The organism is Curtobacterium sp. MR_MD2014 (assembly GCF_000772085.1).
In the GTDB taxonomy this organism is placed as follows: domain Bacteria; phylum Actinomycetota; class Actinomycetes; order Actinomycetales; family Microbacteriaceae; genus Curtobacterium.
The window spans coordinates 2,690,147-2,715,914 of sequence record NZ_CP009755.1 but is presented as its reverse complement, the minus strand read 5'-3'; the positions used below and the strand labels follow the sequence as shown (position 1 = coordinate 2,715,914).

The window sequence follows — 25,768 nt, the reverse complement described above, 5'->3', positions numbered from 1 at the left end:
CATGAGTGCATGACGGACGAGACGCCCTGGCTCACGCGCGACCAGCTCCGCGCGTGGATGAAGCTGGTCGCCGTCATGGAACTCCTCCCGGCCGCGCTCGACCAGCAGCTCCAGCGGGACGCCGATCTGACCCACTTCGACTACATGGTCGTCGCGATGCTGTCGGAGACCGAGTCGCGCACGCTCCGGATGTCGGCGCTCGCCGCGGCGACGAACGCGTCCCTGCCGCGCCTGTCGCACGTGGTGTCGCGGCTCGAGAAGCGCGGGCTCGTCACCCGGTGCCCCTCGGTCGACGACCGCCGAGCCACCGACGTCCGACTGACCGACGACGGGTTCGCGGCCATCGTCGCGGCGGCGCCCGACCACGTCCGGACCGCCCGACGCTTCGTCATCGACGCGCTGAGCGACGAGCAGGTCCGGCAGCTCGACGGCATCACGCGGGCGCTGCTCGGGCGGCTCGACCCCGAGGGGCGGTTCGCGGCGCTGACCTACCCGCGGTCCGACGGCGAGGTGCTGTGCGAGGAGCGTCTGACGGGTGCGTCGCCTGCGGCACCGGCGGGCGTGCTCTTCCGGGACGCGACTGCGGACGACACCGGGCTGCTCCGGCACGCGACGCTCGCGGCGATGAACTGGAAGGCCCCGTCCTCCGTGGACGCCGACCTCGACCGCCCCGAGTTCGCGCACTACTTCGTCGGTTTCGACCCCGCCCGCGACCACGGCGTCGTGGCGGTGGACGGCGAGGGACCGGTCGGGGTGGCGTGGGCGCGGTTCCTGCCGGCGGACGACCCCGGGTACGGGTTCGTGGCCGAGGACGTCCCGGAACTCACGATGGCCGTCGAGGCGCGCGGGCGGGGTCGGGGGATCGGCACGGCGCTGCTCGCGCGGTTGCTCGACGCCGGCCGGGCCGCGGGCTGGCCGGGTGTCAGCCTGAGCGTCGAGGACGGCAACACCGGGGCGCGGATCGCGTACGAGCGGGCCGGGTTCCGGACGGTCGGGCGGAACGGGGACTCGGACACGATGCTCGTCCGGTCCTGACGTCCGGGCCGGCGCCCTGGTCGGCCTGGTCGGTTCGGTCGGCCTGGTCGGTTCGGTCGGTCTGGTCGGTCTGCTCGCGTCGCGGGTGACTGGTACACCAGTAGGATCTGGCGCATGACCGACCGTGCCACGCCGTCCGACACGTACTCCTACCTCGGACCCGCCGGCACGTTCACCGAGGCGGCACTCAAGCTCGTCGAGGCCGCCGCCGGCAAGCCCTGGCGCAGCGTGAACAACGTCGGCGAGGCGCTCGACGACGTCGTGACGGGACGGTCGGTCGGAGCGGTGATCGCGATCGAGAACAGCGTCGACGGCGGCGTCAGCGCCACGCAGGACGCCCTGGCGCGGATCCCCGGCGTGCGGATCGTGGGCGAGTACCTCGTGCCCGTCGACTTCGTGCTCGTGGCCCGGCACGGCACCGCCCTGTCGGACGTGCGGACCGTGAACGCGCACCCGGTCGCGTACGCGCAGACGCACCGCTGGCTCGAGACCAACCTGCGCGGCCACGGCCACATCCCGGCGTCGTCGAACGTCGCCGCCGCGACCGCGCTGCTCGACGAGCACCCCGTCGCGGACGCCGCCGTGGCCCCGCCGGGGATCACCGACCACCACGACCTGGCGGTGCTCGCGTCGTCCATCGGCGACAACGCCTCGGCGGTCACCCGCTTCGTGCTCGTGTCACGCACGCTCGCGATCCCGGAGCGCACGGGAGCGGACAAGACGAGCGTCATCGTCGAGCTGCCGAGCGAGCACCCCGGCGCCCTGGTCGACATGCTCGAGCAGTTCGCGACGCGGGGCATCAACATGGGGCTGCTGTCCTCGCGGCCGATCGGCGACGAGCTCGGGCGCTACCGGTTCGTGATCGACCTCGACGGACACGTGCACGACGAGCGGGTGGCCGACGCCCTGCTCGGCCTGCGCCGGTTCAGCCCCCGCGTGACGTTCCTCGGGTCGTACCCGCGCGCCGACGGCTTCCGCCCGGAGGTCTCCGCGCGCTACTCGGACGAGGCGTTCGTCGAGGCGCGGGACTGGCTCCGCGCGATCGTCTCCGGCGAGCCCGAGGTCGAGCCCGAGGCCGGCTGAGCCCGAGCCCGAGCCTGGCGGAGACCCGGCGGAGCGGCTGGTCCGGCAGTGGCGCGACGTGCCGCCGAACAACCGGAGGCACGTCGCACCACGCTCTTCGGTGGTTCGACGTGCCTCCGGTTGTGCGGGCCGCTCTCCGTCCCAGCAGGCGCACTCCCGCCGGAAGGGGGCCCGCGTCAGCTGTGGGCGTTCTCGACCCGGCGCGTGTTGCGGGTCTGGTCCTGCGGTCCGGCGACGCGCACCCGCAGCCCACCGGTGTCGATGCGCGCCTTGAACGCCACGACCTCGCCGACCGGGTCGCCGTCGATCTCGAACTCGTCCGGACGCTCGAGCCGCGCCACGAACTCCTGACCGCGGATGTAGCGCAGCGGTCGTTCGTCGCGGGCCGCGGTGGCGATGCGCTTGCCGACCTGGGTCTGCCCGATCTTCGAGCGGCGGAACGAGCGCAGGATCGCGTTCTCCCAGAACACCCGGGCGCCGATCCGGACCCACCCGAAGAACCCGCGGGGCCGCATCACGACGATGTCGAACACACCGTCGTCGATCTCGGCGTCCGGCAGGAGCGTCGCGCCGGCCTGCAGCATCCCGCAGTTCCCGACGATGAGCGAGTGCGCGCGCACGGACTGGTTGCCCTCGCCGTCGAGCCGGTACCGGAACTCGAAGGCGTCGGCGTCGCGGAGCGACCGGAAGAGCGAGTCGACGTAGGCGAGCCAGCCGACCTTCTTCTTCAGGTCGTCGTTCGTGTTGGCGAGCATCCGGGCGTCGAGCCCGAGCCCGGCCATGACGACGAAGCCGAACTGCTCGCGCTCACCGCCCTCGCGCTCGACCTCGAGCTCACCGAAGTCGATCGGGCGGTCCTCGCCGCGGAAGATCGTCCGGACGCTCGCACCGAGGTCGTCGATCGGCGCCGGGATGTTCCGGGCGAGCAGGTTGCCGGTGCCGCTCGGCAGCAGGGCGAGCACGGCGTCGGACCCGTGCACGATCTCGGCCACGGCACGGACGGTGCCGTCACCGCCGGCCGCTGCGACGACGTCGGCTCCGGCGTCGAGCGCGGCCTTCGCCATGCCGCCGCCCGGGTCCTCCTCCGAGGTCTCGAACCAGAGGGTCTCGGCCCAGCCGGCCTCCTGCTCGTGCTCCGCGACGGTGCGCTGCAGGGTCTCGAGGTCCACCTTCACCGGGTTGTAGACGACCGCGGCCGTCTTCTGCTCGGTGGGGAGGGCGTCCTGGCCCGCGGGCGCGGTCTCCGATGGTGTCGACATGCTGCCGACGTTACCGACGGACGCCTGCGAGCGACCGGCCGGGTCGGCGCGCGACCGCCCGGGTCGGCGACCCGACCGGCCGTACCGGCGCACGACCGCGCGCGTCGCCGACCGGCCCGTCCGGGTCGGCGCGACCGCCCGCGTCGGCGACCCGCCCGCGTCGGCGACCCGCCCGTCCGGCTCAGCGCCGGTCGTGCAGCGTGACCGGGTAGCCGTCCGGGTCCGCGAAGGTGAACGTCCGACCGAACGGGCCGTCGAACGGCGGGGTCACGATCGTGTGCCCGTCGGCGACGAGCGCGTCGTGGATCGCCTGGACGTCGGTCGCGTGGAACCACAGTGCGACGCCGAGCGCGGGCTGCCCGGCGGACAGGTCCGTCCCGGGTACGAGGTCGCGGAGCGCGAACGCGATCGGCTCGGTCTGGAAGACCACGGCGTGCGGCGGGCCGGCGGGGGAGCGGACGAGTCCGAGGTACCGCTCGTAGAACGCCTGCGAGGCGTCGAGGTCGCGGACCTGCAGCGAGGTGAAGTCGATCCCGGTGGCGGGCATGGTGTGCTCCTTCGTCTGTGTCAGATGCCTGACACGAGCAGTATGTGTCAGACTTCTGACATGCGTCAAGCGCGGATCGACCTCGACAGCTCGGTCGGCTACGTCCTGAAGGAGGCCGCCAGTGCCCTGCGTGCCGCCATGGAGGACGCCCTCCGTCCCCTCGGCATGACGGTCACGCACTACTCGTGCCTCGAACTGCTCGCCCAGCGCCCCGGCATGTCGAACTCCGACCTCGCGCGCGGCACCTTCGTCACCCGGCAGTCGATGAACACGCTCCTGCAGCAGCTCGAGCGCGACGGCATCGTCACCCGGCCGGCCACCCCGACCACGGGCAAGGTGCTCCCCACCACGCTCACCGCAGCCGGACGACGACAGCGCGAGGCGGCGAGTGCGGCGGTCCGGCAGGTCGAGCTCCGGATGACCCGGGACCTCGACGAGGCGGGCCGCGCAGCGGCCTTCCGCCTGCTGCGCGGGATGGTCGCCGCCCTGCGTGACGTCCCGTCGGGTGCCGCGACCGACTGACGGACGGGAGGCCCGTGGCGGGGCCGCCACGGGCCTCCCGTCCGGCGGTCACACGCTCCCTCTAGGATGATCCGGTGATCGATCTGCAGCTCCTGCGCGACAACCCTGACCTCATCAAGGCCTCGCAGGAGGCGCGCGGCGCCTCCGTCTCCGTCGTCGACGACGCGGTGTCCGCCGACACCGCCCGCCGCGCTGCGATCACGTCGTTCGAGGCGCTGCGCGCCGAGCAGAACGCGTTCGGCAAGACCGTCGCGAAGGCCCCGAAGGACGAGAAGCCCGCGCTCGTGCAGCAGGCGCAGGCGCTCGCCGCACGCGTGAAGGAGGCCCAGGCCGAGGTCACCGCAGCCGAGGAGACCTTCGACCGTGTGGTCGGTACGATCCCGAACGTCGTGCTGCCGGACGTGCCGAAGGGCGGCGAGGACGACTTCGTCACGCTGCGCACCGTCGGCACGAAGCCCGAGTTCGCCTTCGAGCCGAAGGACCACGCCGACCTCGGCGAGCACCTCGGCATCATCGACATCCCGCGCGGCGTGAAGGTCTCCGGATCGCGCTTCTACTTCCTCCGCGGCCTGGGCGCCCGGCTCGAGATCGCTCTCATGCACCTCGGGCTCGACCGCGCCGTGGAGCACGGGTTCGAGCCGCTCATCACGCCGACGCTCGTGCGTCCGGAGACGATGGCGGGCACCGGGTTCCTCGGCGAGCACGCGGCCGAGGTCTACCGGCTCGAGGCCGACGACCTCTACCTGACCGGCACGAGCGAGGTCGCCCTCGCCGGGTTCCACGCCGACGAGATCCTGTCGTTCCCGGAGTCGGGCGACCCGATCCGCTACGCCGGCTGGTCGACCTGCTACCGGCGCGAGGCCGGGTCCGCGGGCAAGGACAACCGGGGCATCCTCCGCGTGCACCAGTTCAACAAGCTCGAGATGTTCTCGTACGTGCTCCCGGAGCAGGCCGAGGCGGAGCACCAGCGCCTGGTCGCGATGCAGGAGTCGATGATGCAGGACCTCGGCCTGCACTACCGCGTGATCGACGTCGCCGGCGGTGACCTCGGCACGAGCGCCGCACGCAAGTACGACATCGAGGCGTGGGTCCCGACGCAGGGCACCTTCCGCGAGCTCACGTCGACCTCGAACTGCACGACGTTCCAGGCCCGTCGCCTCGACACCCGCTACCGCACGTCGACCGGGAAGACGGCGCCGGTCGCCACGCTGAACGGCACGCTCGCGACCACCCGCTGGATCGTCGCGATCCTCGAGACCCACCAGCAGGCCGACGGGTCGGTGGTCGTGCCCGAGGTGCTGCGGCCGTACCTGGGCGGCGTCGAGGTCATCGAGCCCCGATGAGCGCGCACGAGCGGTTCGTCGACGGGTCGGCGCAGGGCGGCGGCTCCGGCGCCGGTGCGTCCGGCTCGGGCTCGGTCGCTGCCGGCGGCGCTGTCGCTGGTGCCACCGGTGGTGCTGCCGGTGGTGCTGCCACTTCTCCGCGGACGAAGCGCTGGCTCGTCGCGCTCGACGTGGACGGCACGACGATGCGCGAGGACGGTGTCATCACGGACACGGTGATCGACGCCGTCCGCGACGCCGAGGCCGCCGGGCACGAGGTCATGCTCTCCACCGGACGCAGCGAGGGCATGACGATCCCGCTGCTCGAACGCCTGGGGCTCCGGTCGAAGTACGTCGTGTGCGCCAACGGTGCGCTGACCCTCGCCCGTCAGGACGACGGGTCCTACCGCCGGGTCCACGTCGAGCGGTTCGACCCGACCGAGGTCCTGCAGGTCATCCACGGTGCGCTCGCGAACGCGGCGTTCGGCGTCGAGGACGAGACCGGCCACTTCCTGCTCTCCGGCAACTTCCCGGACGACACGATGACCGTCGCCGGCGAGCACGTGCCGTTCGAGCAGTTGCTCGGGACCGAGGCCACCCGCGTCGTCGTCATCTCGCCGGGACACGACACCGAGGACTTCCTGCAGGTCGTCGAGCGCATGGGGCTGCAGAAGGTGTCGTACTCGGTCGGCTGGACGTCCTGGCTCGACATCGCTCCCGAGGGCGTGACGAAGGCCACCGCGATGGAGCGCGTCCGCGAGTGGCTCGACATCCCACGCTCCCGCGTCATGGCGGCGGGTGACGGGCGGAACGACATCGACATGCTGCGCTGGGCGTCGACCTCGGGCCGCGGAGTCGTCATGGGGCAGGCCCCGGACGACGTCGTCGACGCGGGCAACGAGCTGACCGGCGGGGTCACCGACGACGGGCTCGCCGCGGCACTCGACGCGCTGCCGCGCTGACGGACGGCAGGTTCGCTAGACTGCCCGGGACGCGATCACGTCTCGCCACGTGGTCGCGTCACGGAGGGTTGTCCGAGCGGCCGATGGAGCCTGTCTTGAAAACAGGTGGGCAGCAATGTCTCGTGGGTTCGAATCCCACACCCTCCGCACATGAGCACCGGGACCCGCCTCCGACTGATCGAGCTGTCCGATGCAGCCGAGCTCGCCGCGATCGTCCGCGCGAGCGCCGATCACCTGCGACCGTTCGAGCCGACGCGGCCGGACAGCTACTTCACCGAGGCCGGGCAGCGCGCGACCATCGGTGTCCTGCTCGCCGCCGCGCAGAACGGCTCGGTGCCCTTCGTGATCGTGGGAGATGACGACGAGTTGCTCGGACGGATCACCCTGAGCGGTGTGACCCGTGGCGCCCTGCAGTCGTGTGCGCTCGGGTACTGGATCCGTGCCGACCGAACGCGGCAGGGGCACGCGACCCGTGCGGTCGGGCTCGCGGTGGACCACGCGTTCCGGGAGCTCGGGCTGCACCGGGTCCAGGCAGAGACCCTCCCGGAGAACACCGGCTCGCAGCGGGCGCTCGAGCGGAACGGCTTCGAGCGGTACGGGTTCGCGCCGAAGTACATCCGGATCGCCGGCGAGTGGCGCGACCACGTCATGTTCCAGGTGCTCGCGCCGGACGCCTGACGCGCGGACGCCCGAGCCGAACGCGCGCGGTGCCCGCTGCCCGCTGCTCGCTGCTCGCTGCCCGCTGCCCGCTGCCCGCTGCCCGCTGCCCGCTGCACAACGCGGAGCACCTCGCGCCGTGGAACGACGTGGCGCGACGTGCTCCCCGTTGTGCGCGGGCGTGTCGAACCACGACCCCGACGTCGAGCCAGTGCGCGGTCGTCAGGGGGTGTACGGGGCGTCCGGCCACGGCACGACGAGCGCACCGCCGGTGAGTGCGAGCGAGCACGCGAGCCCGACCCCGGAGCCGATCACGAGCCCGAGGACCGCGAACCGCGCCGCCGACGCCCCGCCGTGGCGAGCGAGGCGCGCCACCATCAGCAGCAGGAGGAACCCCACCACGTGGCCGACGACGAGTCCGACGAGTCCGAGGGGGATGCCGGGGTTCGCTCCCAATCGGTCGGGGGTCGCGCCGCGGGTGGCCTCCTCCGATGCCAGGAACAGCCACAGCCACGAGCAGGCCCCGCCGAGGACGCCGAGCCCCACGGTCGCCCAGTAGAGCGCGACCCAGCCCGGTCGCGTCCACCCCGACCGTTCGTCCGTACCGACCGTCGCCCCCGCTGTCATCGGGGCAGCCTAGCGCGCCGCCTCGCGCCGCACGCTGCACGCTGCACGCCGCACGCCTCGCGCTGCACGCTGCACAACGGGGAGCACGTCGCGCCGTGGAACGACGTGGCGCGACGTGCTCCCGGTTGTGCGCGCGCACGTCGAACCACGATCCCGCCGTCGAACCACGATCCCGCCGTCGAACCACGATCCCGCCGTCGAACCACGATCCCGACGTCGAACCAGCCCGGGCAGCTGGTTCGATGTCGGGAACGTGGTTCGACACGGAGGCGCCCCACGCCCGCCGATCAGCGCTCAGGGGCGGGCGCCGAGCGCGGCGAGTTCCGCACGGGTGCGGGCACCGTGCTTCCGGAGCAGGTTCGCCACGTGGTACTTGACCGTGTTCGGACTGATCCCGAGCCCCTCGGCGATCTCCCGGTTCCCGACGCCGGTCACCACGAGCCGCAGCACGTCGCGCTCCCGCTCGGTCAGGTCGGTGTCCTCCGGCAGGTCGGCCGCGCCCGGCGCCGGGTCGAGGGGGAGCGAGATGTCCAGGGTCGAGCCCCAGCCCGGCGTGGAGTCGACGTGCATCGTGCCGTCGAGGGCGACGACCCGCTCGGCGATCGGGCGCACGGCATCGTCGTGGGTGTCGAGTGTGCCGGCTCCGTCGTCCCGGAGCTGCATGAGCAGGTTGCGCCCGTCGCAGTCCCACTGGATCCGGACGCGTCGGGCGACCCCGCCGTCGACCAGGGCGAGCACGGCCGTGCGGACGATCGCTCGTGCGCTGTGCGCGACGTCCCCGGGCAGGGCCCTGCCGGTCGTCGGCGGCTCGACGAACTGCACGTCGAGGTCACCGAACCGGACCAGCGGGCGGAGGTCGGCCCGCAGCCGTGAGAAGGCCCCGGTGACGGGTTCGAGCAGGGTGCTCCGCTGCCGGTCGGTCACGGTCCGGAGCTCGACGAGTGCGGCCGAGGCGATCTCGACGGCCTCGGCACGGGCGGCGGCGTCGGACAGGCGGTTCGCGCGCAGGGCGGCGAGCACCGACTCGAGGGTCAACGCGTGACGGTCGGCCTGCTCCGCCACCGTCCGGGCGTGCTCCGACGCCGCGATCCGGCTGGCTGGTGCGTCCGGTTCCGTCTCCACGAGGACCGAACGTACCCGTCCCACCCGGACGGACGGTCCCACCCGATCGGGTGGGTGGACCGCCTGCCCGGGCAGCGGCGCGATCGACCCCGCGCGAGGAGCATCGGAGTCATGGCCACCACGACGACCGCCGACGCCCTCGGAGTGATCGGCGACGAGCTCCAGGAGCTGATCGCGACCGTCCGCCGCGCCGACCAGGCACCGTTCGCGCGTGCCCTCGACCTGCTCGCCGACGCCGAGCGTGTCTTCGTGCACGGCGCCGGACGGTCCGGACTCGCGCTCCGGATGACCGCCATGCGCCTCATGCACCTCGGGCTCGACGTGCACGTCGTCGGCGAGGTCACGACGCCCGCGATCCGGCGGGGCGACCTGCTGCTCGTCGCGAGCGGCTCGGGCACCACCGGCGGCATCGTGCAGGCAGCACGCACCGCGACCGAGGTCGGGGCGCAGGTGCTCGCCGTCAGCACGACGGACGACTCCCCGCTGTCCGAGGTCGCCGACACCACGCTCGTCCTGCCCGCAGCCACGAAGACGGACCGCTCCGGCACGGCCTCGGCGCAGTACGCGGGCGGCCTGTTCGAGCAGGGCGTCGCGCTCCTCGGGGACGCCCTGTTCCACGCGCTCTGGCAGCGCAGCGGGCACTCCGCCGACGACCTGTGGCCGCGGCACGCGAACCTCGAGTGAAGCGACCGTGACGCCGCCGATGCGACCCGAGCGCGCCACCGAGACCCCCACGAACCACCACCGGAAGGACACCACCATGCAGCTCCAGTTCGCCATGGACACCCTGACCACCGAGGCCGCCCTCGACCTCGCCGGCAAGGCCGCGCCGTACGTCGACGTCATCGAGCTCGGCACGCCGCTGATCAAGAGCGCCGGCCTCTCCGCGATCACCGCGATCAAGGAGGCGCACCCGGACAAGGTCGTCTTCGCCGACCTCAAGACGATGGACGCCGGCGAGCTCGAGGCCGACATCGCCTTCACGGCCGGTGCCGACCTCGTCACCGTGCTCGGCGTCGCGGGTGACTCCACCATCGCCGGTGCCGTGAAGGCCGCGAAGGCGCACGGCAAGGGCATCGTCGTCGACCTGATCGGCGTGCCCGACAAGGCCGCCCGCGCGAAGGAGGTCGTCGCGCTCGGTGCCGAGTTCGTCGAGATGCACGCCGGCCTCGACGAGCAGGCCGAGGAGGGCTTCACCTTCGAGACGCTGCTGCGCGACGGCGAGGCCTCGGGCGTCCCGTTCTCGGTCGCCGGCGGCATCACCACCGACACGATCGAGGCCGTGCAGGCCTCGGGCGCCCGCATCGCGGTCGCCGGCAGCGCGATCTACAGCGCCGACGACGTGGCCGCCGCCGCGTCCGCGCTCCGCGACGCGATCTCGGAGCCCGCCTCCGCCTGATCCGGACCACCTGACGGACGGGAGGCCCGTGGCGACACCGCCACGGGCCTCCCGTCCGTCACCGGGCGCGGCGACGGAACGTCGTGACCAGTGCGTCGACCAGCAGGAACCCGAGCAGGGTGACCCCGACGACGGGCAGCAGCAGCGCGAGGCCGACGGCGGCGACGACGACCGCGGCGATGCCCCACCACGGAGCCCTGGCCAGCGCACCCGCGGCGGGCGCGCGACCCGCACGCGCGCCGGTGGGACGCCGCTGCCACCACATGAGGTAGCCGAACACGACCATCGCCGCGATCCCGAGCGCCGCGAGCAGCAGCACGACCTGGTTCGCCAGGCCGAACAGCGCGCCCATGTGCGTGTTGATGCCGAGCTTGGCGGCCTTCGCCATGAGCGGGTAGTCGGCCCAGGTGACCCGCGACACCGCCGTCATCGTGCCCGGGTCCACCGCGACCGCGTTCATCGCGACCGGCCAGCTGAGCTTGATCTCCTCGACGGTCCACGCCGTGTCGGCGGCCGCCGGCGGACGGATCCGGACCTCGGCCGCGCGGACACCGGAGTCGCGGGCGACCGCGAGCACCTCGTCGAACTGCTCGGGCGTCGTCGTCGGGGAGCCCATCGGCATCGAGCCACCGCCGTGGTGCCCGGCGTGCTCCCCGCCCGACGTCGCCGACGAGCCGTCGAGTGCGGTGTCGACCGTCGGCGCCTGCCAGCTGAGCGTCGAGCGGAGCGCGCTGACGTTGTCGCCCGCGAAGTGCGACCAGGTGATGCCGGTGGCCGACAGGAAGAGCGCGCCGAGGAGCACCCACGCGCCCGTCGCGGCGTGCCAGGAGAACGTCCTCCGGTACCCGGTCGCACGGTTGTCCGGCAGCACGAGGTCGCGCTTCCGCCGTGCGCGCCGGATGCGGAACGCCCAGAGGCCGATGCCGGCGAGCGACACGATGCCGAGCCACGACGCCGCGGTCTCGCTGTAGAGCCGCCCGACGTCGCCGAGGAACAGGCTGCGGTGCACGGTGCTGATCCAGGTGCGGAAGGGGAGCGACCCCGACGTGCCGTACACCGGCAGGTCCCCGCGCACCGCGGCGTCGCCCGGGTCGACGAACACCGCACGGGTCTGGGACTCGAGCAGGCCCTCCTCCGTGAACATCACGCGCGTGGTGGTGCCGGGCGTGGGGGCCGGGCGGACCTCGGCGACGGTGTCGTCCGGGTGGTGGCGGGCCACGTAGCGCTCGGCGGCCGCGACCTGGTCGGCGAGGGGGAGCGCAGGCGCGGACGACGGCGCCGTGAGCTCCTGCCGGTACACGCCCTGCTCGACGGTCGGTGCGACGGCGTACACGGCGCCGGAGAGCGCCGCCACCAGGACGAACGGGCCGACGAAGAGCCCGGCGGTGAAGTGCAGGCGGAGGAGGAGTTGGGCGAACCAGCCGCGGGACGGAGGCGGGGCGGTGACGGGCATCGGAGCGCAGGGTCCTGTCGGGCTGTCGGGCTGAGGTGCGGCACCGTGCCGCACGAGCGCTCACTCTACAAGACGTAGAACGTCAGCGTCGCACGTCACAGCCGCAGCTCGCCCCGAGCACGAGTTCCGCCGGCACCAGGTCGAGGTGGTGGTCGTCGGGGTCTTCCCGCGCGAGCACCCGGTCGACCGCGGCCGCGGCCATCGCCTCGACGGGTTGCCGGACGACGGTGAGCTGGGGGTTCGTGTAGTCGGCCTCCGCCACGCCGTCGAACGAGACCACGGCGACGTCGTCCGGGGAGCGGAGCCCGAGCTCGTACAGGGCGCGCAGGAGTCCGACGGCCTGCAGGTCGGAGCTGACGAAGACGGCGCGTGGTCCGGTGCCGCCGCCGAACATCCGGAGGCCCGCTTCGTACCCGCCGGCGCGGTCGAACGAGCAGCGCACGATCGGTCCGTCCGGCAGCCCGGCCGCGCGCAGGGCCTGCATCCACCCCTGCTCGCGGAGCTCCATCGACCCGGTGTGCCCCATGACGAGCCCGATCTCCCGGTAGCCGTGGTCGACGAGGTGCTGCGTGCCCTCGCGGGCGCCGCGCAGGGCGTCGACGCCGATGCTCGCGTACTCGGGTACCTCGAAGAAGGTGTTGAGCAGCACCATCGGGATGCCGGGGTCGGTCGTCGACGACAGGTCGGGGTGCGTCATGATGCTCGTCACGATGATCCCGTCGACCTGCCGGGCGGACAGCGTGCGGAGCCGCTCCCGCTCCTGCTGGGCGTCCCCGTCGCTGTTCGCGATGAGGAGGTCGTACCCCCGGGCCGCCGCGGCGTGCGTGACGGCCACCGCGAGCTCCGACCAGAACGGGTTGTCGAGCTCGGGCACGATCAGGCCGAGCATCTTCGAGGAGCCGGTGCGGAGTGCCTGGGCGCTCGCGTTCGGGCGGTAGCCGAGCACCCGGATGGCCTCGCGGACCCGCGCTGCCGTCTCCGCGGCGACCGGGCGCGGTCCGTCGTGCACGACGTAGCTGACGACCGACGTGCTCACCCCTGCGTACCGGGCGACGTCCGCACGGGTGACCGCCCTCGGGTTGGTCGGCACGGTCACGGGATCACCTTCGTCGGTCGGTCCGTCGGCCGCTCGGGCCGACGGGAGCGGCCCGGCGCCGTCACGGGACGGGGCCGGGCCGCACTGGTCGCACGGGATGCCCGCGCGGACTCCTCGACGTCGTCGGGTGACGGTCGTCGTCGGGCGCCGTCCGACGTCGGGTGACGACCGTGGTCGGGCGCCGTCCGTCGCCGAGCGGCGGGCTACTCGCTCGCGATCCTAGACGAGACGGTGCTGGTGGCGGGCTCGGGTGCGTCGCCGTGGTCGGGGACGGGCAGCCGCACGCCGCCCTGCAGGGCCGACCGGTGCGCGACGATGCCGGGCAGCGTGTACCGGGCGGCGACCCAGGCGTTCACCGGGGGGAGCGTCCCGTCGACGACCGCGCGGACGAAGTCGTCGACCAGGAAGTGGTGGCTGCCCTCGTGCCCGGTCGGCACCCCGTCGAACTCGGCGGGCAGGCGGTCGACGTCGTGCACGGGGGCGTAGCCGGACACGAACGCGTCCCGGAGGGCCGGGTCGACGTCGGCGAGACGCGGGTCGTCGAGCTCCATCGTCGGGCGGGTGTCGATCTGGTCGCTGACGTCGTGCACGGCCTCCTTGTCCTGCCACACGCTGACCGTCGCGAGCTGCTCGAAGCTGGCCTCGGTGCCGAAGTACCGGAAGCGGGACTCGCGGAGGTGCGACGGGTAGCCGACCCGTCGCATCTCGTTGATCCGGACGACACCGCCGTTGTCGAGCTCGAACAGGGCGGTCGCGTTCGAGAAGTCGTTGTCGAACTGGCTGACCTCCTTGTCGAAGACGCCGTCGTCGCGGTCGTCCTTGACGCCGATGCAGCTGACGCTGACCGCGTGTCCGGGGATCGCGCCGAGGACGCCACCGACCGAGTGCGTCGGGTAGAGCATGGGCGGGTAGCTCGCAGTGCGCTTCCACTGCTCGCCGCCGCTGTACTGGTAGGCGGCGTAGAAGCCGAGGTCCATGTCGTGGACGTAGTCGCCCTCGGCGTAGAACACCCGGCCGAAGGCGCCCTCGGCCACCTGCTTCCGCGCAAAGACCGTCGCCGGGTTGTAGTGGCTCGTCTCGCCCATCATGTAGGTGAGCCCCGTCTCGCGGACGGCTTCGATGATCGCGGCGATCTCGTCCTCGGTGACCGCCATCGGCACGGCGGAGTACACGTGCTTGCCGGCCCGGAGGGCGCGGACGACGAGCGGACCGTGCGTCCACCGCTGGGTGAAGATCGCGACGGCGTCGACGTCCGAGGCGAGCACGGCGTCGAAGTCCTCGAGCGTGCCGTCGAGGTGCTGGGCGGCGACGAGGTCCTCGGCGCGGCCCTCGACCACGTCGGTGACGAACACCCGGTCGACGTCCGGGTGGATCTTGAAGAGCTTGGCGAACTGGGGCGCGAACTGGCCGGCTCCGACCATTCCGATGCTGATCATCAGTGACCTTCCGAGGTGGGGGACGTGTCGCCGAGCAGGTCGCTCCGTCGCGATCGCCGCCAAGCATTGCACGGCGGTCTACACGTGACAACCCCTTGGAGCGCGCCACAAATCGGTCCTTGTGAGGCCGAGTCCCCACGTGTAGATTCCCCGCCACGGACTGCCGACGTCAGTCCGCCGCAGACGAAGGAGTCGCGATGGCAACCGAGAGCCCCTTGTCGTCACCCCTGGTGACGGCACCACCACGGACCGCGCGGAGTGCCGACACGGCACGTGCCCGGACCACCACACCACGCCGGCGACGACGGAACGACCTGTGGCTCGCGCTCGTGTTCATCGCCCCCGCGTCGGTCGGGTTCGCGGTGTTCCTGCTCTGGCCGACGATCCGGGGCATCTGGCTCAGCTTCACCACGTACAACCTGCTCACCCCGCCGGTGTTCACGGGCCTGCAGAACTACGAGCGCCTGGTGCAGGACTCGATCTTCTGGAACTCGATGCTCGTCACCGTCGAGTACGTCGTGCTGAACATCGGCTTCCAGACGGTCCTGGCGCTCTTCATCGCCGTCATGATGCACCGGCTCACGCAGTCGACCTTCGTCCGGGGCATCGTGCTCGCGCCCTACCTGGTGTCGAACGTCGTCGCGGCACTCATCTGGCTCTGGATCCTCGACACGCAGCTCGGCATCGGCAACGAGGTCCTGTCGGCGATCGGTGTCGGACGCATCCCGTTCCTGCAGAGCGACGTCTGGGGCATCCCCACGATCGCCTTCATCAACGTCTGGCGGAACGTCGGTTACACCGCACTGCTCATCTTCGCGGGCCTGCAGGCGCTGCCGGAGAGCGTCTACGAGGCCGGCCGCATCGACGGTGCGAGCGAGTGGAAGATGTTCTGGCGGATCACGGTCCCGCTGCTGCGCCCGATCCTGTCACTGGTGCTCATCATCACGATCATCGGCTCGTTCCAGGTGTTCGACACGGTCGCGATCACCACCCAGGGCGGCCCCGCCAACGCCACGAACGTCGTGCAGAACTACATCTACAACCTGGCCTTCGGCCGGTTCCAGTTCGGGTACGCGTCCGCCGTCTCGGTGGCACTCCTCGTCGTCCTGAGCATCATCACGATCGTCCAGTACCGACTCTCGCGCTCCGGCGAGAGCGACCTGGACTGACGGCCACCGAAGCAACCGGAAGCGAGTCGACGATGACCAGCACCCTGCCCCCGGTGGTCGAACCCACCACCACGCGCGCCCTCACCACCCGCGGCGCGAAGCCCCCGCGTCCGAAGCCGTCCGTCGGACGGGTCCTCGCCTGGACCGCGATGATCGCCGTGATCGTCGTGACCCTGTTCCCCTTCTACTGGATCCTCCGGACCGCGCTGTCGTCGAACGGCGCGATCTCCGCCGACCCCACCTCACTGCTGCCGACCGGCTTCAGCATGGGCGGGTTCGAGCGGGTGTTCGGCCTGCAGTCCACCGAGGAGGCCCTGGCGCAGGGCGGCTCCGGCGCGGCGATCAACTTCTGGCAGTACCTGCTCAACTCGGTCGTCACCGCGACGATGATCACGGTCGGGCAGGTGTTCTTCTCCGCCGGAGCCGCCTACGCCTTCGCCCGCCTGCGCTGGCCGGGACGCGACCGGGTGTTCGGGGTGTTCCTCGCCGGGCTCATGGTCCCCACGATCTTCACGCTCCTGCCGAACTTCACCCTGATCAAGTCGCTCGGCCTGGTCGACACCCTGCTCGGGATCGCCCTGCCCTCGATGCTGATGACCCCGTTCGCGGTGTTCTTCCTCCGGCAGTTCTTCCTCGGCATCTCCCGCGAGGTCGAGGAGGCCGCACTCATCGACGGCGCCGGGAAGGTCCGCGTGTTCTTCCGGCTCGTCCTGCCGATGGCATCGGCGCCGATCGCGACGCTGGCGGTCCTCACCTACATCACGGCGTGGAACGACTACTTCTGGCCGCTCATGGTGTCGTACACGGACAGCTCCCGCGTCCTCACGGTCGCGCTCGGGGTGTTCAAGTCGCAGACGCCGCAGTCCGGCACCGACTGGGCGGGCCTCATGGCGGCGACCCTCGTCGCCGCGCTCCCGATGATCGTGCTGTTCGGCGTCTTCGCCAAGCGCATCGTCAACTCCATCGGCTTCTCCGGGATCAAGTAGGGAACCCCGCACATGACGCACTCCATCTCCCGACGCGCACTGTTCGCGGGCGGTGCCTCGGCCCTGGCGCTCGGCGCCCTCGCCGCCTGCTCGTCCCCGAGCACGCCGGACCCCCGCAGCGGCGCGACCGGCACCGTGTCCTACTGGCTGTGGGACGCGAACCAGCTCCCGGCGTACCAGGCCGTCGCGAAGGCCTTCGAGCGTGAGAACCCCGACATCCGGATCCGCATCACCCAGCTCGGGTGGAGCGACTACTGGACGAAGCTCACCGCCGGGTTCATCGCCGGTACCGCGCCCGACGTGTTCACCGACCACCTGTCGAAGTTCCCGCAGTTCGCCGACCTCGACGTGCTCCACCGGCTCGACGAGCTCGAGGCGACGAGTGCGATCCGCGACGACGACTACCAGTCCGGCCTCGCGCAGCTCTGGAAGGGGCGCGACGGGCACCGCTACGGGTCGCCGAAGGACTGGGACACGGTCGCGATGTTCTACGACCGGAACGTGATCGCGAAGGCCGGCTACTCGACCGAGGACCTCGCCGCGCTCGAGTGGAACCCGGACGACGGTGGGACCTTCGAACGGGCGGTCGCGCACCTGACCATCGACGGCAAGGGGCGCCGCGGGGACGAGCCCGGCTTCGACAGGTCCGACGTGGCGGTCTACGGCATCAGCGCCAACGGCAGCGGTGGCGACGGGTTCGGGCAGACGCAGTGGTCGCCGTTCACCGGCTCGATCGACTGGTCCTACACGAACCGGAACCCGTGGGGGAACGCGTTCCGCTACGACGACCCCGCGTTCCAGAAGACGATCTCCTGGTACTTCGGGCTCGCCGAGAAGGGCTACATGCCGAAGTACGGAGTGTTCTCCACGACGACCGGTCCGGACGTGCAGCTCGGGTCGAAGAAGGTCGCGCTCTCGTTCAACGGGTCGTGGATGATCGGCGCCTACGCCGACCTGCAGGGCGTCGACGTCGCCATCGCCCCGACACCGAAGGGGCCGATCGGGCACCGCGCGTCGATGTTCAACGGCCTGGGTGACTCGATCACGAAGCAGGCACGGAACCCGGAGGCCGCGGCGAAGTGGGTCGCGTTCCTCGGCAGTGCCGCCGCGCAGGAGATCGTCGGCCGCGCGGGCATCGTCTTCCCCGCCCGCCGATCGGGCACGGACACCGCGGTCGCCGCCTTCCGGGAGCGCGGGCTCGACGTCTCCGCGTTCACCGAGCAGGTGGCGGACGGCACGACGTTCCTGTTCCCCGTCACCCGGAACCCCGCCGACGTCCAGGCGCTCGTGCAGCCGGCGTTCGACGGCATCTACGCGAACGGCAAGCCCGTGTCGACGCTCACCGGCGTGAACGAGCAGGTCAACACGCTCCTCGCGCTGACCTGAGCCCCGCTGGATCGAGCACGGCCACCCCCACCGGTCGTCCGCACACCGCACCCGACTGCGGTGTGCGGACGACCGCATTGACCCTCCACCGGAGCAGCACACAGACTGGCGCCGATGACGCAACTCACCTCCCTCGTGTACATGTCCGTCGCCGTCGACGAGATGACCGACGACCACCTGGTCGCCATGCTCCGTGAAGCCCGCCTGCGCAACGAGGCGCTCGGTGTTTCCGGACTCCTGCTCGCCAAGGGCGGCCGCTTCATGCAGGTGCTCGAGGGTCCCTCCTGGAGCGTCGAGGACCGCTTCGCCGCGATCGAGCGCGACACCCGCCACGAGGGCGTGAAGTCGCTCTCCCGCGAGGACATCGACACCCGCCGCTTCGACGGCTGGTCGATGGCGTTCGGCAACCCGTCGGACCTCGAGGTCCGCGACGAGCCCGGCTTCAACACCTTCCTCACCGAGCGCTCCGGCCTGCCGGCCGAGCTGGCCGGCTCGCCGGCCGACTGGCTGCTCCGCTGGTTCCGCGGACGCGACCTGCAGGACGTACCCGAGGAGCGCATGACCCTGGCCCGCCACGCCGCGTGACGACCTGACGGGACCCCCTCGGACTGGAGGCACGGTGCGGGCCCGCACCGTGCCTCCAGTTCGAGACACTGGTCACGTGGGGAAACGTGAGCAGATCTTGGTGGCCGCGGCGGAGGAGTTCGACCGGGTCGGCTTCGCCGCCACGTCGATCGCCGCCGTCGCGCGCCGCGCCGACGTGGCGCAGGGCACGCTGCACTTCCACTTCCCGACGAAGCTCGCGCTCGCCCTCGGCGTGATCGACGAGCAGAACGCGCGGACCTTCGCGGAGGTGAGCCACGACGCCGCGTCGCCGACGGCCGCCCTGATCGGGGCGTCGAAGCAGATCGCGGACCTGCTCCGCACCGACCCGATCGTGCGTGCCGGCATCCGGCTCTCGCTCGAACGCGGCGAGTTCTCCGGAGCGACGTCGTCGTTCTACGAGCAGTGGATCGGCGGCATCGTGGACGTGTTCTGCGTCGCGATCGGCAGCGGTGAGCTCGAGACCGACCTCACCCCGGAGGAGCTCGGCGGTTCGGTCGTGCCGTACTTCACCGGGGTGCAGCTGGTCGCCGAGGTGCGGAGCGGTCGCGCGGACCTCGACCCCGCGGTCGCGGTGATGTGGCGGGTGCTCCTGCAGGCGACGGCCGCGCCGGCGCACCGGGCACGTCTGCTCGGGGTGGTCGCCGACACCTTCCGCGCGGCAGGCTGACCTCGTGGACCGTCGACGGGCGGAGGTCCGCGTCAGCGGTCGGTGAGCTCCCGGTCGCGGAACCACTTGAGCAGCCACGCGGCGCTCGTGCCGTCGAACTCCGGCGCGAAGTCCATCGTGCCGGACAGGAACGGGCTGAAGCCGTCCTCGGTCGCCACGTCGGACTCGTCGAGCGACCGGTAGGCCATCGACCAGCCGTCGAACCGCCGGCGCTCGATGTCCTCGCGGATCAGCGACTTCACCCCGTCGTGCCGAGGATCGCGCGCGATGGCGCCGAAGCGGTCGTCGACGCTCCACGCCGGGCCCTCGAGCAGCTGCATGAACCGGCCGCCCTTCGCCACGAGCAGACCGGAGACCCCGAGTGCCTCGTTCCGGAGCCGTGACTCGCGCAGGAGCTCGGCGAGCGCGTCGTCGTCGAAGGGCACGGCCGAGCGGCTCATGTAGACGATGGAGACGAGCACCGCACCATCTTCGTGCATGGTGCGGCGCACGCCGACCACTGTCCGCGTGCCGCACGGACCCCCCGATGGGTCCCGGGGGTCACCGGAGGACACCCGCAGAGCGGGCCGCGGACACGGCCGCTGTCCGCGAGCTCACACCGAGCTTCGAGAACACGTGCACGAGGTGCGACTTGACCGTCGCCTCGCTGATGTGGAGTGCGCGGGCGACCTCACCGTTCGACGCCCCGTCCGCGACCAGTCGGAGCACCTCGATCTCGCGGGCGGAGAGGCTCACGCGCGGAGCCCGCATCCGCGCCATCAGCCGTCCGGCGATCGCCGGGGCGAGGGCGCTCTGCCCGGAGGCCGCGGCACGGACCGCCGCCACGAGCTCGTCCGGTGGGGCGTCCTTGAGCAGGTACCCGCTCGCCCCGGCCTCGACCGCGCCGAGGATGTCACCGTCCGAGTCGTAGTTCGTCAGGACGAGCACGTACGGTGCCGCCTCGAGTGCGCGGATCGACCGGGTGGCGTCGGCGCCGGTGGTGTCCTGGCCGAACTGCAGGTCCATGAGCACCAGCTCCGGGGCCAGCTCCTCGGCGAGGGCGGTCGCGGCGTCCGGAGTGGCTGCCTCGCCGACGACCTCGATGCCCTCCTCACCGTCGAGGAGCGCACGGAGACCGGCCCGGACGACGGGGTGGTCGTCGGCGATGACGATGCGGATCACGGGACCTCCAGGACGGCCGTGACCGTGGTGCCGCGGCCCGGTGCGCTGTCGACGTCGAGTCGTCCGCCGAACTGCTCTACGCGCTCGGCCATCGCGCGGAGGCCGAAGGAGTCGGACGCGGCGACGTCGTCGCCGGAGGTGACCGGGTCGAAGCCGACGCCGTCGTCGACGACCGTCAGCCGTGCCTCCCGACCGTCGACCGTGACCGTGACGTCGACCTGCGACGGCGCGGCGTGCTGCACCGCGTTCGCCACGGCGCCCTGCGCGATGCGGAGCAGCGCGGTCTCCACGTCCATCGGCAGCCCGTCGTCCGACACCGCGACCGACACCGCCAGTCCGTCCCGCGTCCACTGCTGGTCCGCGAGCCGACGGAGTGCTGCACCGAGGCCCTGGTCCAGCGTCGGCGGCGCGAGCTCGCGGATGAAGCGACGCGTGTCGGCGAGGCCGTCGGCCGCGGTCTCCCGGGCCAGACGGATGTGCTCGGTGCCGGGGCGGTCGCCGTCGGCGCGCTCGGCTGCGTGCAGGAGCATCTGGATGCTCGACAGCCCCTGCGCGACCGTGTCGTGGATCTCCCGCGCCAGTCGCGCACGCTCCGCGAGGACCCCCTGTTCCCGCTCGGTCGCCGCGAGTCGGTCCCGAGTGGCGATCAGTTCTGCCAGCAGTGCTTCGCGCTCGACGGCCTCCCGGGCGAGTGCGCGGTAGCCGAGCCCGATGAGCAGCGCCACCCCGGCGCCGACGAGCGGTCCGACGACCCCGCCGAGCGTGAAGCCCCCGTGCACTCCGAGCGCGACGACGGCCACGAGCGTCGCGACGACGACCGCCGTGGGACCGACGATCCGGGGCAGCACGTGCAGGTAGAGGAAGAAGAGCGGGAAGACCAGGTAGGCGGCTTCGGGGACGAGCACCATGAGCGCGACCCACACGACGGAGAGCCCGCCGACCCAGAGCGGGCCCGCGACCGCCCGGCGACCCGGGGCGCCGCGTGCCACCACCGCCCCGAGCAGGTACACGACTGCGAAGGCACCTGCCAGGACGCCGGCGAGGGGTGCCGTGGCGCCGCCCTCGACCACGATCCGGACGACGACGAGCGCGAGGAGCGCGGCGGACAGCACGTGCAGGCCGGTGCGGAGACCGACGAAGACGGGGGTGAGCGTGCCGTGGACCATGTCACCGGCCAGCGTACGGACGGCCCGGGCCCGCTGGATCAACCAGAAGTTCGATCGTGGGACCGTCCGTGCCGGCGATGACCGCTCGCCGTCGGCACACGACGCTGGTTCTGGAGGTCACGGAGGGTCCGTGACCGGGAAGGAACGGCCGTGTTCGTCGCCTGGCGCGATCTCCGGTTCGCTCGTGGACGCTTCGTGCTCATCGGTGCCGTCGTGGCGCTCATCACCCTCCTGGTCGGGTTCCTGGCGGGACTGACGGGCGGGTTGGCGTCGCAGAACGTCTCCGCTGTCCTCGACCTGCCCGGCGACCGGCTGGTGCTGCAACAGCCGTCCGCGGGGCAGCCGTCCTTCGCCACGTCCGCGATCGGACGGGAGGCACGACACGGCTGGCGGACGGCGGCCGGCGTCGACGACGTGGTGCCGGTGGGCATCGTCCAGGGACGCGCCAGCGCTGCTCCCGCGACGTCGGGTGCCGGTGCGTCCGCGGTCGGCGTCGCCCTGTTCGGGCTGCCGCGGGGCGGCGACGGTGTCGTGGCTGCGCTGGCGCCCGCGCAGGACGACTCGGTCGGCCTGTCGGCGGCGGCGGCGGAGCAGCTCGGCGTCGTGGTGGGCGACCGCATCTCGGTCTCCGGGACCGACCACCGCGTCGCGTCCGTCGGCGGGGACGCCTGGTACAGCCACACCCCGGTCGTCGTGATGACCCCCGGTGCGTGGGCCGCTGCCGACCGCCGGCTCGGCGGCGAGGGCGCACCGACGGTGCTCGCCGTGTCCGGTTCGCCGGACTGGGGAGCCGTCGCCGCGACCACGCACACGTCCGCCACCACACCGCTCGGATCGCTGACGGCGCTCGAGACCTTCCGGTCCGAGGTCGGGTCGCTCGGTCTCATGATCGCGATGCTGTTCGGCGTCTCCGCGCTGGTCGTCGGCGCCTTCTTCACCGTCTGGACCATGCAACGCGCCGGTGACGTCGCCGTGCTCAAGGCGCTCGGAGCGAGCACCGGGTCGCTCGTCCGCGACGCACTCGGTCAGGCGCTCGTGGTCCTCGTGGCGGGCATCGGCACCGGGACGGCGCTCGTCGCGGTGCTCGGTGCGCTCGCCGGGGGCACGCTGCCGTTCCTCCTCAGCCCCCTCACCACCCTGGTACCGGGTGTCGCGATGGCCGTGCTCGGTCTCGCGGGCGCCGCGGTCGCCCTCCGCACCGTCACCGCAGCCGACCCCCTCACCGCACTCGGGAGCAACCGATGATCACCCTCGACGACGTCACCCTCACCTTCCCCGACGGCGACCGTCGCGTCACCGCGGTCGACCACGTCTCCCTCGCCGCTCCGGCCGGCAGCGTCACCGGCATCACCGGCCCCTCCGGGTCCGGCAAGTCGTCGTTGCTCGCCGTCGCCGCGTCGCTCGTCCGCCCCGACTCCGGTCGGGTGCTCGTCGGCAGCGGATCGACGGCGGTCGACGCCGCGTCGCTGTCCCGCGACGCAGCGTCGGACCTCCGCCGGGACCGCATCGGGATCGTGTTCCAGCAGTCGAACCTGCTGCCGTCGCTGACCGCGCGCGAACAGCTGCTCGTGATGGGACACCTCGGCGCCCACGATCGTCGGGTCCCCGGCGCCCGGGTCGACGACCTGCTCGACGCGGTCGGGCTCTCGGGTCACGGCGATGCACGACCGGCGCAGCTCTCCGGGGGACAACGGCAGCGCGTCGCGATCGCCCGGGCGCTCGTGCACGACCCCGAGGTGCTGCTCGTCGACGAACCCACGAGTGCGCTCGACCAGGAGCGGGGCGGTGCCGTGATGGAGCTGATCGCCCGTCTGACGCACGAGCGCGGGACGGCGACCCTGCTCGTCACGCACGACCTCGTGCACCGGGACGCGTTGGACGACCTGGTGACCGTCGTCGACGGGCGGATCGTGACCGCGCCGGAGGGCGTGGCCGCCGCGGCCTAGGATCGACCGCATGGCGACCGTCCTCCTCGTCCGGCACGGACGCACCACCGCGAACGCGACCGGGGTCCTGGCGGGTCGCACCGCCGGGGTGGCACTCGACCGCGTCGGCCGCGAGCAGGCCGACCGGGCCGCCGAGCGCATCGCGCCGATCCCGCTCGTCGCGCTCGTCACGAGCCCGCTCGAGCGCTGCCGGCAGACCGCACGCGCCCTGCTCGCCCGCCAGCAGGGCAGCCCCGACGTGCGGGTCGAACGGGCGATCACCGAGGCCGACTACGGCGACTGGCAGGGCCGGAAGCTCGCGGACCTCGCGAAGGAACCACTGTGGCGCACGGTGCAGGCGAACCCCAGCGCCGTGGTGTTCCCCGGCGGCGAGTCCATGCAGACGATGCAGTCCCGTGCGGTCGCCGCGATCCGACGGATCGACGCCGAGGTCGAGGCGCAGCACGGCCCGACGGCGGTGTGGGTCGCCGTGAGCCACGGCGACATCGTGAAGTCCGTCCTCGCCGACGCGCTCGGCATGCACCTCGACCTGTTCCAACGCATCGCGGTCGGTCCGGCGTCCGTCTCGGTCGTCCGCTACGGGGAACACCGGCCCGAGGTCGTCGCCACCAACACCGACTCCGGCGACCTGTCGTGGCTCGCCGCGGCACCGGCCCCCTCGGGCGACGCCGCGGTCGGCGGCGGAGCAGGACACGACGGGACCGGCGGCGGAGGCGGAGCGGACGGGACCGGCGGCGGAGCAGGACACGACGGGACCGGCTCGGCGGACGGGGCGGTCGGCAGCAGTGAGCCGGGGACCGCTCGACCCTGAACGGACGGAGCCGCACGCTCCTACAATCGGGTCATGCCCACCATCGTGCACGGCTTCGACTGGCCGGAACGTCTCGTCGTCGGGACGGTCGGCCGCCCGGGTGAACGCGCCTTCTACCTGCAGGCACGCGACGGCAAGCGGGTGACCAGCGTCGCGCTCGAGAAGGAGCAGTCCGCGGTGCTCGCGGACAAGGTCGCCGAGCTCCTCGACGAGGTCGCGACCGTCGAGGACAACCGCTTCAGCGTCCCGCCGGCTGCACCGTCCGAGCTCCGGGACGCCGCGCCGCTCGACCAGCCGGTGGAGCCCGAGTTCCGCGCGGGTGCCCTGAGCCTGGGGTTCGACCCGGCGACGGCGCAGGTGGTCATCGAGGCGTACCCGATCGAGGACGAGCTCGAGATCGTCACCGAGACGGACGAGGACGGCGACGAGGTCGAGGCCGTCGTCGAGATGCCCGAGCCCGCCGAGGTCTTCCAGGTGAAGATCCCCGTCGGCAGCGCCCGGGCCTTCGTCGAACGCACGCGCGAGGTCGTCGCTGCCGGTCGGCGCCCCGGCGACGCATGAGCGACGACGCACCCCGGTACGACGGCCCGCTGACGATCCGGGCGCGCATCCGCGAGGCGTCGAACGCCACCTTCCTCGCCGACCTCGACGGCGAGTCCGTCGTGTACAAGCCCGTCGAGGGGGAGCGTCCGCTGTGGGACTTCCCGGACGGCACGCTCGCCGGCCGGGAGGTCGCGGCACACCTGGTCTCCGAGGCCTTCGGGTGGGGCATCGTGCCGCCCACCTGGCTCGGCGACGGCCCGTTCGGCCCCGGCATGGTCCAGCGCTGGCAGGACGTCGACCCGGAGCAGGACCCCGTCGACCTGGTGCCGACCGAGGAGGCCGACGCCGAGGGCACCCCGTGGTTGCCCGTGCTCGAGGCCATCGACGAGCACGACCAGCCCGTCACGCTCGTGCACGAGGACACCGCGGCACTCCGCCGGATGGCGGTGTTCGACGTGGTGGTGAACAACGCCGACCGCAAGGGCGGGCACGTGCTCGCCATGCCGGACGGGCACCGTTACGGCGTCGACCACGGCCTGACCTTCCACGTGGACCACAAGCTCCGCACGGTCCTCTGGGGCTGGATCGGGGAGCCGCTCGACCCCGACGAGCTCGAGGGGCTCGACCGGGTGTCCGAGGCGCTCCGCGGGGACCTGGGCGTCGCGCTCGCCGAGCACCTGACCCGCGGGGAGATCGACAACCTGCGGGCCCGGTGCGCCGCGCTGCGCGCGGTCGGGATGTTCCCGCCGCCGCCCGGACACGGACCCGCCGTCCCCTGGCCCCTCTTCTGACGGACGGGAGGCGCGG

Annotated in this window: 28 protein-coding genes and 1 tRNA gene; 19 read left to right on the top strand and 10 right to left on the bottom strand. The window is 72.3% G+C overall.

Annotated features, from left to right (window positions below; translation table 11 throughout):
* Positions 1-9 precede the first annotated feature (9 nt).
* Positions 10-1,035 carry a GNAT family N-acetyltransferase gene (locus NI26_RS17320; RefSeq protein WP_081985029.1) on the top strand — a complete coding sequence of 342 codons (1,026 nt, stop codon included), beginning with the start codon at positions 10-12 and terminating at the stop codon, positions 1,033-1,035.
* Between the two features lie 114 nt (positions 1,036-1,149).
* Positions 1,150-2,118 (top strand): prephenate dehydratase, encoded by a 969-nt coding sequence (gene pheA / locus NI26_RS12490; protein ID WP_066655878.1) that lies wholly within the window; start codon positions 1,150-1,152, stop codon positions 2,116-2,118.
* 176 nt (positions 2,119-2,294) lie between these two features.
* On the opposite strand, the gene NI26_RS12485 is transcribed toward pheA, so the two are convergent.
* Both NI26_RS12485 and NI26_RS12480 read right to left on the bottom strand, forming a co-directional pair.
* Positions 2,295-3,377 (bottom strand): diacylglycerol/lipid kinase family protein, encoded by a 1,083-nt coding sequence (locus tag NI26_RS12485; protein ID WP_066658581.1) that lies wholly within the window; start codon positions 3,375-3,377, stop codon positions 2,295-2,297.
* Between the two features lie 181 nt (positions 3,378-3,558).
* On the bottom strand, positions 3,559-3,924 hold the full coding sequence (locus tag NI26_RS12480; protein ID WP_066655875.1) for a VOC family protein: 366 nt from the start codon (positions 3,922-3,924) through the stop codon (positions 3,559-3,561).
* A gap of 60 nt (positions 3,925-3,984) precedes the next feature.
* Between NI26_RS12480 and NI26_RS12475 the strand changes: the two genes are divergently transcribed.
* The 5 genes from NI26_RS12475 to NI26_RS12455 all read left to right on the top strand — a co-directional run bounded on the left by NI26_RS12475 (position 3,985) and on the right by NI26_RS12455 (position 7,408).
* On the top strand, positions 3,985-4,446 hold the full coding sequence (locus NI26_RS12475; RefSeq protein ID WP_144411359.1) for a MarR family winged helix-turn-helix transcriptional regulator: 462 nt from the start codon (positions 3,985-3,987) through the stop codon (positions 4,444-4,446).
* Between the two features lie 74 nt (positions 4,447-4,520).
* Complete coding sequence (gene serS / locus NI26_RS12470; protein ID WP_066655869.1) at positions 4,521-5,789, top strand: serine--tRNA ligase; 1,269 nt, start codon at positions 4,521-4,523, stop codon at positions 5,787-5,789.
* Entirely contained in the window at positions 5,786-6,730 is a 945-nt protein-coding gene (locus tag NI26_RS12465; protein WP_081985027.1) for an HAD family hydrolase, read from the top strand. Before serS ends, NI26_RS12465 begins: the two co-directional genes overlap by 4 nt.
* Positions 6,731-6,792: 62 nt before the next feature.
* A tRNA-Ser gene (locus NI26_RS12460) sits at positions 6,793-6,877 on the top strand.
* Positions 6,878-6,880: 3 nt separating this feature from the next.
* A complete protein-coding gene (locus tag NI26_RS12455; RefSeq protein WP_066655866.1) occupies positions 6,881-7,408 on the top strand; it encodes a GNAT family N-acetyltransferase in 528 nt (175 codons plus the stop codon).
* 201 nt (positions 7,409-7,609) lie between these two features.
* On the opposite strand, the gene NI26_RS12450 is transcribed toward NI26_RS12455, so the two are convergent.
* Positions 7,610-8,014 carry a hypothetical protein gene (locus NI26_RS12450; RefSeq protein WP_066655858.1) on the bottom strand — a complete coding sequence of 135 codons (405 nt, stop codon included), beginning with the start codon at positions 8,012-8,014 and terminating at the stop codon, positions 7,610-7,612.
* Between the two features lie 294 nt (positions 8,015-8,308).
* Entirely contained in the window at positions 8,309-9,136 is an 828-nt protein-coding gene (locus tag NI26_RS12445; protein WP_066655856.1) for a helix-turn-helix transcriptional regulator, read from the bottom strand.
* 111 nt (positions 9,137-9,247) lie between these two features.
* On the opposite strand from NI26_RS12445, the gene hxlB reads away from it, so the two are divergent.
* Positions 9,248-9,820 carry a 6-phospho-3-hexuloisomerase gene (hxlB, locus tag NI26_RS12440; RefSeq protein WP_066655854.1) on the top strand — a complete coding sequence of 191 codons (573 nt, stop codon included), beginning with the start codon at positions 9,248-9,250 and terminating at the stop codon, positions 9,818-9,820.
* 76 nt (positions 9,821-9,896) lie between these two features.
* Positions 9,897-10,535 carry a 3-hexulose-6-phosphate synthase gene (gene hxlA / locus NI26_RS12435; protein WP_066658574.1) on the top strand — a complete coding sequence of 213 codons (639 nt, stop codon included), beginning with the start codon at positions 9,897-9,899 and terminating at the stop codon, positions 10,533-10,535.
* Positions 10,536-10,593: 58 nt separating this feature from the next.
* Here the strand turns inward: hxlA and NI26_RS12430 are convergent, their stop codons facing one another.
* The 3 genes from NI26_RS12430 to NI26_RS12420 all read right to left on the bottom strand — a co-directional run bounded on the left by NI26_RS12430 (position 10,594) and on the right by NI26_RS12420 (position 14,523).
* A complete protein-coding gene (locus NI26_RS12430; RefSeq protein WP_066655851.1) occupies positions 10,594-11,988 on the bottom strand; it encodes a PepSY-associated TM helix domain-containing protein in 1,395 nt (464 codons plus the stop codon).
* A gap of 82 nt (positions 11,989-12,070) precedes the next feature.
* Positions 12,071-13,084, bottom strand: a complete 1,014-nt coding sequence (locus tag NI26_RS12425; RefSeq protein WP_066655849.1) for a LacI family DNA-binding transcriptional regulator — start codon at positions 13,082-13,084, stop codon at positions 12,071-12,073.
* A 203-nt stretch (positions 13,085-13,287) separates the two neighbouring features.
* Positions 13,288-14,523: a Gfo/Idh/MocA family protein gene (locus NI26_RS12420; protein ID WP_144411460.1), complete on the bottom strand. Its 1,236-nt coding sequence runs from the start codon at positions 14,521-14,523 to the stop codon at positions 13,288-13,290.
* A gap of 194 nt (positions 14,524-14,717) precedes the next feature.
* On the opposite strand from NI26_RS12420, the gene NI26_RS12415 reads away from it, so the two are divergent.
* The 5 genes from NI26_RS12415 (at position 14,718) to NI26_RS12395 (ending at position 19,334) form a co-directional block, all read left to right on the top strand.
* Positions 14,718-15,689, top strand: coding sequence for a carbohydrate ABC transporter permease (locus NI26_RS12415; RefSeq protein ID WP_081985026.1), 972 nt, complete (start codon positions 14,718-14,720; stop codon positions 15,687-15,689).
* A 32-nt stretch (positions 15,690-15,721) separates the two neighbouring features.
* Positions 15,722-16,675 carry a carbohydrate ABC transporter permease gene (locus tag NI26_RS12410; RefSeq protein ID WP_081985024.1) on the top strand — a complete coding sequence of 318 codons (954 nt, stop codon included), beginning with the start codon at positions 15,722-15,724 and terminating at the stop codon, positions 16,673-16,675.
* Positions 16,676-16,687: 12 nt separating this feature from the next.
* Positions 16,688-18,061: an ABC transporter substrate-binding protein gene (locus NI26_RS12405; protein WP_066655846.1), complete on the top strand. Its 1,374-nt coding sequence runs from the start codon at positions 16,688-16,690 to the stop codon at positions 18,059-18,061.
* A gap of 114 nt (positions 18,062-18,175) precedes the next feature.
* Positions 18,176-18,646 carry a BLUF domain-containing protein gene (locus NI26_RS12400; protein ID WP_066655844.1) on the top strand — a complete coding sequence of 157 codons (471 nt, stop codon included), beginning with the start codon at positions 18,176-18,178 and terminating at the stop codon, positions 18,644-18,646.
* A gap of 76 nt (positions 18,647-18,722) precedes the next feature.
* A complete protein-coding gene (locus NI26_RS12395) occupies positions 18,723-19,334 on the top strand; it encodes a ScbR family autoregulator-binding transcription factor (RefSeq protein WP_158407764.1) in 612 nt (203 codons plus the stop codon).
* 32 nt (positions 19,335-19,366) lie between these two features.
* On the opposite strand, the gene NI26_RS12390 is transcribed toward NI26_RS12395, so the two are convergent.
* Genes NI26_RS12390 through NI26_RS12380 form a run of 3 tightly spaced genes read right to left on the bottom strand, consistent with a single transcriptional unit; the run spans position 19,367 to position 21,661 of the window.
* On the bottom strand, positions 19,367-19,825 hold the full coding sequence (locus NI26_RS12390; protein ID WP_144411358.1) for a BLUF domain-containing protein: 459 nt from the start codon (positions 19,823-19,825) through the stop codon (positions 19,367-19,369).
* A gap of 49 nt (positions 19,826-19,874) precedes the next feature.
* Positions 19,875-20,495 carry a response regulator gene (locus NI26_RS12385; RefSeq protein ID WP_066655832.1) on the bottom strand — a complete coding sequence of 207 codons (621 nt, stop codon included), beginning with the start codon at positions 20,493-20,495 and terminating at the stop codon, positions 19,875-19,877.
* Positions 20,492-21,661 carry a sensor histidine kinase gene (locus tag NI26_RS12380; protein WP_066658567.1) on the bottom strand — a complete coding sequence of 390 codons (1,170 nt, stop codon included), beginning with the start codon at positions 21,659-21,661 and terminating at the stop codon, positions 20,492-20,494. The genes NI26_RS12385 and NI26_RS12380 overlap by 4 nt, the downstream gene beginning before the upstream one ends.
* Before the next feature lie 150 nt (positions 21,662-21,811).
* Here NI26_RS12380 and NI26_RS12375 point away from each other — a divergent pair, with 150 nt between their 5' ends.
* From NI26_RS12375 to NI26_RS12355, 5 genes are read left to right on the top strand one after another with little or no spacing between them, the layout of a single operon-like run.
* Positions 21,812-22,906, top strand: coding sequence for an ABC transporter permease (locus tag NI26_RS12375; protein WP_066655831.1), 1,095 nt, complete (start codon positions 21,812-21,814; stop codon positions 22,904-22,906).
* On the top strand, positions 22,903-23,607 hold the full coding sequence (locus tag NI26_RS12370; protein WP_066655830.1) for an ABC transporter ATP-binding protein: 705 nt from the start codon (positions 22,903-22,905) through the stop codon (positions 23,605-23,607). The genes NI26_RS12375 and NI26_RS12370 overlap by 4 nt, the downstream gene beginning before the upstream one ends.
* A 10-nt stretch (positions 23,608-23,617) precedes the next feature.
* Positions 23,618-24,418 (top strand): MSMEG_4193 family putative phosphomutase, encoded by an 801-nt coding sequence (locus NI26_RS12365; RefSeq protein WP_081985021.1) that lies wholly within the window; start codon positions 23,618-23,620, stop codon positions 24,416-24,418.
* Positions 24,419-24,451: 33 nt separating this feature from the next.
* Positions 24,452-24,979 (top strand): DUF3090 domain-containing protein, encoded by a 528-nt coding sequence (locus tag NI26_RS12360; RefSeq protein ID WP_066655829.1) that lies wholly within the window; start codon positions 24,452-24,454, stop codon positions 24,977-24,979.
* Positions 24,976-25,752 carry an SCO1664 family protein gene (locus NI26_RS12355; RefSeq protein WP_066655828.1) on the top strand — a complete coding sequence of 259 codons (777 nt, stop codon included), beginning with the start codon at positions 24,976-24,978 and terminating at the stop codon, positions 25,750-25,752. Before NI26_RS12360 ends, NI26_RS12355 begins: the two co-directional genes overlap by 4 nt.
* The last annotated feature ends 16 nt before the right edge of the window (positions 25,753-25,768 follow it).